Annotated in this window: 6 protein-coding genes; 3 read left to right on the top strand and 3 right to left on the bottom strand. The window is 63.4% G+C overall.

Features of this window, described 5'->3' with window-relative positions:
• From ENZ75_RS12460 to ENZ75_RS12450, 3 genes are all read left to right on the top strand, one after another.
• On the top strand, positions 1-2,252 hold a 2,252-nt coding region (locus tag ENZ75_RS12460), incomplete at its 5' end, for a PAS domain-containing sensor histidine kinase (RefSeq protein ID WP_128278122.1).
• A gap of 107 nt (positions 2,253-2,359) precedes the next feature.
• Positions 2,360-2,620: a type II toxin-antitoxin system prevent-host-death family antitoxin gene (locus ENZ75_RS12455; protein WP_013532628.1), complete on the top strand. Its 261-nt coding sequence runs from the start codon at positions 2,360-2,362 to the stop codon at positions 2,618-2,620.
• Positions 2,621-2,741: 121 nt separating this feature from the next.
• Positions 2,742-3,050, top strand: a complete 309-nt coding sequence (locus ENZ75_RS12450) for a hypothetical protein (RefSeq protein WP_245478666.1) — start codon at positions 2,742-2,744, stop codon at positions 3,048-3,050.
• Positions 3,051-3,109: 59 nt separating this feature from the next.
• Here ENZ75_RS12450 and ENZ75_RS12445 read toward each other — a convergent pair whose 3' ends face one another.
• Genes ENZ75_RS12445 through ENZ75_RS12435 form a run of 3 tightly spaced genes read right to left on the bottom strand, consistent with a single transcriptional unit; the run spans position 3,110 to position 8,218 of the window.
• On the bottom strand, positions 3,110-6,058 hold the full coding sequence (locus tag ENZ75_RS12445) for a bifunctional [glutamine synthetase] adenylyltransferase/[glutamine synthetase]-adenylyl-L-tyrosine phosphorylase (protein WP_013532629.1): 2,949 nt from the start codon (positions 6,056-6,058) through the stop codon (positions 3,110-3,112).
• Positions 6,058-7,536 carry a HAMP domain-containing sensor histidine kinase gene (locus ENZ75_RS12440; RefSeq protein WP_128278121.1) on the bottom strand — a complete coding sequence of 493 codons (1,479 nt, stop codon included), beginning with the start codon at positions 7,534-7,536 and terminating at the stop codon, positions 6,058-6,060. The genes ENZ75_RS12445 and ENZ75_RS12440 overlap by 1 nt, the downstream gene beginning before the upstream one ends.
• A 7-nt stretch (positions 7,537-7,543) precedes the next feature.
• Positions 7,544-8,218, bottom strand: a complete 675-nt coding sequence (locus ENZ75_RS12435) for a response regulator transcription factor (protein WP_023812818.1) — start codon at positions 8,216-8,218, stop codon at positions 7,544-7,546.
• Positions 8,219-8,552: the final 334 nt, after the last annotated feature.

The following is an 8,552-nucleotide window of genomic DNA, read 5'->3' as shown; positions in this document are numbered from 1 at the left end:
GTCTTGCCGGGAATACGCGACTCATCGCCGAACCGGCCTACCGGCGGCTTCTGGCCGCCGAGCCGCTGCTGCGCCGATCAATACCCGTCCTCATCATCACCTTCCTGATCGTCATCGCGGCGCTGCGCGTGCTGTCGCTGATGAACGAGCGCGACGATGTCGAGCGCAATGCCAAGGCGATCCTGACGCTGGCGGCGGGCCAGCTGGCCAGTTCGCTCGCCACCACCTCGGAAACGGTGCCCGGCGCCATACAGGATCTGCTGGAGACCACCAGCCGTCAGGGCGCGATGGGCCGCAGCCATGTGCTTGTCATCACCGACAGCGCTTTCAAGATCGTCGCGGTGACGCCACGCTCGATGCCATGGCAGGGCCATTCTCTGGACGGCCTCGTCGAGGGCGGCCAGCCCTTGTTCATGTTCGGCGATCGTGCGGGCGTCATGGACGTCAACATCGACGGACGGGATTGGTACGCCGCGGTCAGCCTGGCGAATGGCGGAAAGGGTGCATCGGCGGCCCTGGTGCCACAGGACGCGGTTTTCGATGCCTGGCGCAAGACCGTTTCGCTGAACGTCACCCTGTTCGTGCTGACGGCCGGTGTGCTGATCGTCATCCTCTATGCCTATTTCGGCCAGGCGGCACGTGCGCAGGCGGCCGACCGCATCTACCTCGAAGCGCATCAGCGCATCGACATGGCGCTGGTTCGCGGCCGCTGCGGCCTGTGGGACTGGGACATGGTGCGCGGCAAGATGTACTGGTCGCGCTCGATGTACGACATGCTCGGCTACAAGCCTTGCGAAACGATGCTGTCCTTCGGCGAGGTCGATCAGATCATCCATCCCGAGGACGGCGACCTGTTCGAGCTCGCCAACAGAATCGTCGCTCGCGAGATCGATCACATCGATCAGGTGTTCCGCATGCGCCATGCCGATGGCCAATGGGTCTGGATGCGCGCGCGGGCACAGGTCATCGATCCGGAAGCGCCGGAGATCCAGCTGATCGGCATCGCCGTCGACGTCACCGAACAGCGTCATCTGGCGCTGCGTTCCGAGGCTGCCGACCTTCGCCTCAGAACGGCGATCGAGAACATCAACGAATCCTTCGTGCTGTGGGATTCGACGCAGCACCTGATCATGTGCAATTCCAAATACCAGCAGGACAACGGGCTTTCGGACCGCGACGTGATGCCGGGCACCGCGCGCGCGGCTCTGGAAGAACGCATGCTGGCCTTTGCTTCCGAAAGGCGGCTTGCCCACACCAGCGGCCTGCAGGGCGGCGCCACTTTCGAGCGGCAGTTGGCCGATGGCCGCTGGCTGCAGGTCAACGAACTGAAGACCCGGGACGGCGGCATCGTCTCGGTCGGTTCCGACATCACCCAGATCAAGCTGCACCAGGAGAAGCTGGTCGACAGTGAGCGACGGCTGATGGCAACGATCCATGATCTCAGCCTCGCGCGGCGGGCCGAAGAGGAGCGTTCGCGCGAACTGGTCGACCTCAACCGCAAATACATGAAGGAAACCGAACGGGCCGAAGCGGCGAACCGGGCCAAATCCGAATTCCTGGCCAACATGTCGCATGAGTTGCGCACGCCGCTGAACGCCATCATCGGCTTCTCCGAACTGATGGAACAAGGGCTGTTCGGCCCGCTCGGATCGGAGCGCTACGAGGAATATGCCACCGACATCAACAGCAGCGGCAAGTACCTGCTGGGCGTCATCAACGATATTCTCGACATGTCCAAGATCGAGGCCGGCCAGTTCTCTCTGGACCGGGAAGAGATCGACCTCGGCCCGCTGATCAGCGAAACCGTACGCGTCGTTTCGCTGCAGGCGGCGCAAAAGGCCATCTCCGTGGAAACGCGCATTGCCGATGCGCTGACGCTGGTCGCCGATCGCCGTGCGATCAAGCAGATCGTCATCAACCTTTTGTCCAATGCGGTGAAGTTCACCGGCCACGGCGGCCACATATCGGTCAGGGCCCGCAACACATCCGGCGCGCTGGTGCTGACGATCGAGGACAATGGCTGCGGCATCCCCAAGGAGGCGCTCGGAAAGCTCGGACGGCCGTTCGAACAGGTGCAGAACCAGTTCTCCAAGAGCCATGCCGGGTCCGGCCTTGGCCTTGCCATCTCACGTTCGCTGGCCGAGCTTCAGGGCGGCGCGCTGAAGATCCGGTCGAGCGAAGGTGTCGGCACTATCGTGTCGGTGCGCATTCCGGTGAAGAAGAGCGTGCTGGCCGTCAAGGTTGCAGCGTGAAGTTTTTATCACCATCCCAGGCCTGATCCACCTCGTGGACGCGAGGTGAAACGCTTTGACAAAGTTATCTATTTTATCTATTTTGGATAAAAAAGAAAGGCCTTGTCATGCGAGTGACTTCAACGGAATTCCAGCAGAATGTCGGGCGTTTTCAGGATGCTGCCCAGCGTGCGCCGGTCGCAATCACAAAGAATGGCCGGACCCACACGGTACTCCTGTCGGCGGCGATGTTCGAGGTCTTGGTCAAGGGACGGGTCGCCCGTCCTGTGGAAGAGCTGGACGACGAGACGCTTAACGCCATCGCCGAAAGCGCCGTATCGAGCGAATATGCCGGGCTTGATGCAATGCTCAAAGACTGGACACCGTGAGCCTGCCCAAACCTATCCCGGGTCTGGTGATTTCCTATTCTTACCTCTGGGTGAGAGAACACGAAAAGGGTGCCGAAGAAGGTCGCAAAAACCGATCATGCGCCATTGTCGCCGCGCGGTCGTGGAGGGCCGTGAAGTCATAACGGTCGTTCCGGTCACACACTCGCCACCAGCAGATCCTGCCGATGCAGTAGAAATACCTGCGCCCCTCAAAGCCTATCTCGGCCTCGATGACACGCCATCATGGATCGTCGTCACCGAAACCAATCATTTCCTCTGGCCGGGTCCCGATCTCAGGCCTATCGCGGGGAGCAAACCGTCCCGATTCGACTATGGCATGCTGCCGCCGCGTTTCTATGCCTATCTGCGCGACCGGATTTTGCAGTCTCACGCAAGCCGGGCGCTGCAGCAGATTCGGCGAACAGAGTAGCTGCATGAGACTGGAGGACCACGAAACGTCCCCGATTCCAAGGGACGATCGCTTCCCGGTCATCCCGCACGAAGCAAAAGGTCGAAATCCTTCCTGACCTTCTGCGACGTCTCCTTGAGGTGTGCTTCGAGCACACCGAAATCCGGCAGGTCGGTCACCGCCAGAAGCAGATCCGAAAGCCCCGGCGGAACGTCGTCGCGCTCGAAGGCTCCGGTAAGGCACAGCCGCGTCATCTGGGTCAGCGCCAGATAGAGCGCATAGGCGTCGAAAAGCTCCTGCCTCGCCCCGGCATTGGCGAAGCCCGGTGACAGGCGCGAAAGGATTTCGGCGGTACCGGTAACGCGCGGCCCGGCGCCTACCTGCCCGGTGATGACAGCGACTTGGGCGATGAATTCGAGATCGATCAGGCCGCCGGGGATCAGCTTGATGTCCCACAGGTCGCGCGGCGGCTTTTCCTTCTCGATCATAGCCCGCATCTCCGAGGCCTCGGCCATCACCTTTGCGGCGTCGCGCGGCTGACCAAGCACCGCCGCCACTTCCGCTTCAACCTCACTGCACAGGCTGGCGTCGCCAGCTATGGCGCGCGCGCGTGCCAACGCCATGTGCTCCCAGGTCCAGGCTTCCTGGCGCTGGTATTTCTTGAAGGCATCGATATGGGTCGCCACAGGACCCTTGTTGCCTGATGGCCGCAGGCGCAGGTCGAGTTCGTAGAGCACGCCCTCCGCCGTCGGCGCCGACACAGCTGCGATCAGCCGCTGCGTCATGCGGGTGTAGTAATGCGAAGGCGCCAGCGGCTTGTCGCCATCGGACTCCTCGGCGTCCGGCGCGTGGTCGTAAAGCAGGATCAGGTCGACATCCGATCCGGCGGTCAGCTCGCGGCTGCCGAGCTTGCCCATGCCGAGCAGCGCAACCACGCCGCCGGCAATGGTGCCGTGGCGCGCCGCGAATTCGGCCGTCACCGCCTGCAACGCAGCCTCGATGGTGAGATCCGCCAGATCGGAGAAGGCGCGGCCGGCGCGCGCCGGATCGATCGAGCCGGCGAGCAGCCGGACGCCGATCAGGAATTTCTGCTCGGAAGCAAAAATGCGCAGCCGGTCGAGCACGTCCTCATAAAGCCGGTCGCCCTCGACAAAGGCGGAAAGCCGTGCCGACAGATAGGCGCGGTCCGGTAGCTCCGTCAGCAAGGCCGGGTCGAGCAGACCATCGAAGACATGCGGCCGGCGGGTGATGATCGCCGCCAGCCGGGGCGCCGCACCCATGATCGTTGCCAGGAGCTTGAGCAGGGCCGGATTGGACTGCAGCAGGGAAAACAGCTGGATGCCGGCCGGCAGGCCGGCGAGAAATTCGTCGAAGCGCATCAGCGCTTCGTCGGCCCGGCGCGTCTGGCCGAAGGAGCGCAGCAGCGCCGGCGTCAATTCCGTCAGCCGCTCGCGCGCCTCCGCCGACTGGGTGACGCGATAGCGACCGAAATGCCAGCCTCGGATGACGCGGCAGATGTCGCTTGGCCGCTGGAAGCCGAGGCCGTGCAAGGTCTGCAGCGTATCGGGATCGTCGACATCGCCGGTGAAGACGAGATTGCCGATGCCTGTCGACAGTTCGGGTGCTGTTTCGAACAGTGCCGCGTAGTGGCGTTCGACCTGCTGCAACGAGGCGCGAAACGCCTGGGAAAAGGCAGAAGCATCGGCAAAGGCGAGCATGCGGGCGATGCGCTCCAAGCCTTCATCATCTTCCGGCAGCGTGTGGGTCTGCTCGTCGGCAACCATCTGCACGGCATGTTCGACGCGGCGCAGGAACCAGTACTGGCGGGCGAGCGCATCGCGCGCCTCGGTGGTGATCCAGCCGCGTGTCGCAAGCTCGCCGAGCATCGGCACGGTCTCGCGGCCACGCAGTTCAGGGAAGCGTCCGCCGGCGATAAGCTGCTGGGTCTGGACGAAGAACTCGATCTCGCGAATGCCGCCGCGGCCGAGCTTGACGTTGTGGCCCTTGACCGCGATCTCACCATGGCCCTTGTGGGCGTGGATCTGACGCTTGATCGAATGGACGTCGGCAATCGCCGCGTAATCCATGTATTTGCGCCAGATATAGGGCTGAAGCTCCTTGAGGAAGGTAGCGCCCGCGGCCAGATCGCCAGCCACCGGACGTGCCTTGATCATGGCGGCGCGCTCCCAGTTCTGGCCGCGCGCCTCATAGTAGCGCAGTGCCGCCTCAACCGGGATCGCCAGCGGTGTCGAACCGGGGTCGGGGCGCAGCCTCAGATCGGTGCGGAAGACATATCCGTGCTCGGTGCGGTCCTGCAGGATGCGAACCAGGCGGCGCGTCAGCCGCGAAAACAATTCGGTGGCGTCGAGCGGGTCGACGACCGCCGGTGCTTCCGGATCGAAGAAAACCACCAGATCGATGTCCGAGGAAAAATTCAGCTCATGTGCCCCGAGCTTGCCCATGCCGAGCAGGATCCAACCCGACTGTTTCGACGGGTTGTCGACATCCGGCAGTTTGAGTTTGCCCTGGCCGTGCGCGTCGCGCAGCAGGAAGTCGACGGCGGCACGGGTACAGGCGTCAGCGAGGTCGCTCAACCGCCGGACCGTCAGCGCCGTTTCGGCCTCGCCGGCAAGATCGGCCAGCGCGATGAGGAAATGCGCCTCCGCCTTCCACTGGCGCAGCTCCATCATCAGGCCGGATTCCGAAAGGGTCTCCGCCAAATGCGCCAGGTCTATGGCGGCGCCGATCGCTTTCAGCCGAGCCTCGATTGTCTGCTCGAACAGCCCGTCCAGGATTTGCGGCCGGCGACGTGCCGTATCGCGCAGGAACGGCGACAGATCGAAGACGGCGGCGAGGAAATCCTGGCCCTCCCCTTTGCCGGCCAGAAACTTGGCCAGCCGCGTCAGCCCTTCTTCGCGTGCGGCGGACGCGATCTCGGCCAGTTCCAGCCGCGCACGGTCCTCGTCCAGCGGAACAAGCCTGGCCGCCGGCTTCAGCAGCCAATCTTTCGCTCTCGCAGTCGTGCTCATCAGTGATCCTCCCGAACCGGGAAACTCATGACCACGGATAGTCCAGGATTGCCAGGCAAGAGTTCAAGCCGGCCATTGTGGAATGTCATGACCGCCTTGGCGAGGCTGAGGCCAAGACCGGAACCCGGTTGCGAACGGCTCTTCTCCAGCCGCACGAAACGTTCCGTGGCACGCGCGCGGTCGCCATCGTCGGGAATGCCGTGGCCATTGTCGGCAACCGACAGGCGAACGTCCGCACCGGTTCGCTCGAGCGTGACGCGCACCGCCGGCTGGGCATTGGCGCCGGTGGCATATTTGATGGCGTTGTCGACGATGTTCGACAGCGCCTGACCGATCAGTTCGCGGTTGCCGTTGACGGACACCGCCTCGTGCGCGTCTGCTTCCAGCGACACGCCCGCCTCTTCCGCCACCGGCTCATAGAGCTCGACGACATCGCGTACGGCTTCCGCAAGATCGACGCGGTTCGTATTTTCAGACGAGTAGCCAGCCTCCAGCCGGGAGATCATCAGGATGGCGTTGAAGGTTTTTATCAACTGGTCCGACTCGGCGATGGTGCCTTCCAGCGCCTGCCGGTAGTCGGTGGGCTTTTGCTTGCCCGAAAGCGTCGCTTCGGCCCGGTTGCGCAGCCGGGTCAGCGGCGTCTTCAGATCATGCGCGATGTTGTCGGAAACCTGCTTCAAGCCTTCGTTCAGCGTGGCGATCCTGGCCAGCATGGCATTGAGATTTTCGGAGAGCCGGTCGAACTCGTCGCCAACCCCCGTCACCGGCAGCCTGCCCGACAGATCGCCGCCCATGATGCGACGGCTGGCTTCCGACACGCTGTCGATGCGCTTCAGCGCAGCGCGGCCGACAAAAAACCAGATCAGCAATCCGCCCAGCCCCATCATGCCGAGCGCCAGCATCAGCGCACGGCGGATGACGGCACGAAACCGTTCCGGCTCGCCAAGGTCGCGGCCGACCAGCATGATCATCTGGTTCGGCAGCCGCAGCACCAGCGCAATGGCGTTGTGGCCTTTTTCGCCCTGCGCCTGCGCATCGTTCTGCTCGGATTGGGTGGTGGTACCCTGCTCGGCGGGAAGGTTGCGCAGGCGCTCGAGCTCTCCCTCGCCAAAGCGCTGATAAGAGAACGGACTGCTGGTCCAGCCTTCGGTTTCGAGAACGCCAGGTTCGAGGCTCTGCACGTTGCCGGTCAGGATCTGGCCGTTGGCGTCGGCGATCAGGTAAAGGTTTGCGCCGGGCTGGCGCGAGCGCGCTTCGACCACGCGGACCAGTACCGGCAGGCCACCGCGCTGATAGGCGCGGGCAAGGCCGAGCACTTCGTCATTGATGGTCTCCTGCGTCTGCGCGGTCAGCATTCGCGCCGACAGCGAGGTCATGTAGAAGACGAGCGCCACCGCGCAGAGCGCGAAGAGCAGGAAGTAGAGCGCCGAAAGCCGCGCTGCCGTCGTCTTCATGATGGCGGGCACGGAAAGAGCCATGCCGCAGCTAACCACTCTTCAGCATATAGCCGGCGCCGCGAACCGTATGCAGGATGGGCTTGTCGAAGCCCTTCTCTATCTTGCCGCGCAGCCGGGAGACATGGACGTCGATGACATTGGTCTGCGGATCGAAATGGTAGTCCCAGACATTTTCCAGCAGCATGGTGCGCGTCACCACCTGGCCGGCATGCCGCATCAGATATTCGAGCAAGCGGAACTCACGCGGCTGCAGCGTTATCTCGCGTGACGCACGGCGGACCGAATGCGACAGCCTGTCGAGTTCGAGATCGCCGACGCGGTAGACGGTTTCCGCTTCCTTGGCACTGGCGCGCCGGTTCAGCACCTCGACGCGGGCGAGAAGCTCGGAGAAGGCATAGGGCTTTGTCAGGTAATCGTCGCCGCCGGCGCGCAAACCCGTGACCCGGTCATCGACCTCGCCGAGCGCCGACAGGATCAGCACCGGCGTCGTGTTGCCCCTGGACCTGAGACCGGCAATGACCGACAGGCCGTCGCGACGCGGCATCATCCGGTCGATCACCATCACGTCGTAGTCGCCGGCGTCGGCGAGCGCAAAGCCGGTTTCGCCGTCACCGGCGACATGCGCGGTGTGACCGGCCTCGGCAAAGGCTTTCTGCAAGTAATCCGCAGCCTCGCGATCGTCTTCTATGACGAGAATCTTCATAGGGCTGTTATACGCGATTTCGCCGGAAGGTTGAGTGGCAGACATCTGCATTGTGGCCTTTGCCAAAGCGCATCGCGACCGAGATCGCTCGAAGCAGTGCGCGATAAAGCTGCTCGCTGCCGATGTCGTTGGCATCGGATCGTTGAAGCGCTTTTGAAATTGTGCGGCAGCGGGCGATGGGAAGCCCGCTGCCGCCGGGGGAAGGCGCGATGACTGACTAACGCGCGCTCCTCCATGCTTTCCCGTACGGCGGCTCGGGGGTGTTGAACCGGCGCACTGGAAAAGTCCAACTTGCCGCCGGAACGCCCTCACCCGTCTCGGAAGGCCGAGAGAA

Origin of the sequence: Mesorhizobium sp. M7A.F.Ca.CA.002.04.1.1, assembly GCF_004022805.1 — a bacterium.
In the GTDB taxonomy this organism is placed as follows: domain Bacteria; phylum Pseudomonadota; class Alphaproteobacteria; order Rhizobiales; family Rhizobiaceae; genus Mesorhizobium; species Mesorhizobium ciceri.
The sequence above is the reverse complement of the archived record's forward strand: the minus strand, read 5'-3'. Positions and strand labels throughout refer to the sequence as shown.

What these genes read in the sequence shown, in the direction of transcription:
- ENZ75_RS12455 (WP_013532628.1), top strand. Translation starts at nt 2,360, where the DNA reads ATGCGAGTGACTTCAACGGAATTCCAGCAGAATGTCGGGCGTTTTCAG.
- ENZ75_RS12445 (WP_013532629.1), bottom strand. Translation starts at nt 6,058, where the DNA reads ATGAGCACGACTGCGAGAGCGAAAGATTGGCTGCTGAAGCCGGCGGCC.
- ENZ75_RS12440 (WP_128278121.1), bottom strand. Translation starts at nt 7,536, where the DNA reads ATGGCTCTTTCCGTGCCCGCCATCATGAAGACGACGGCAGCGCGGCTT.
- ENZ75_RS12435 (WP_023812818.1), bottom strand. Translation starts at nt 8,218, where the DNA reads ATGAAGATTCTCGTCATAGAAGACGATCGCGAGGCTGCGGATTACTTG.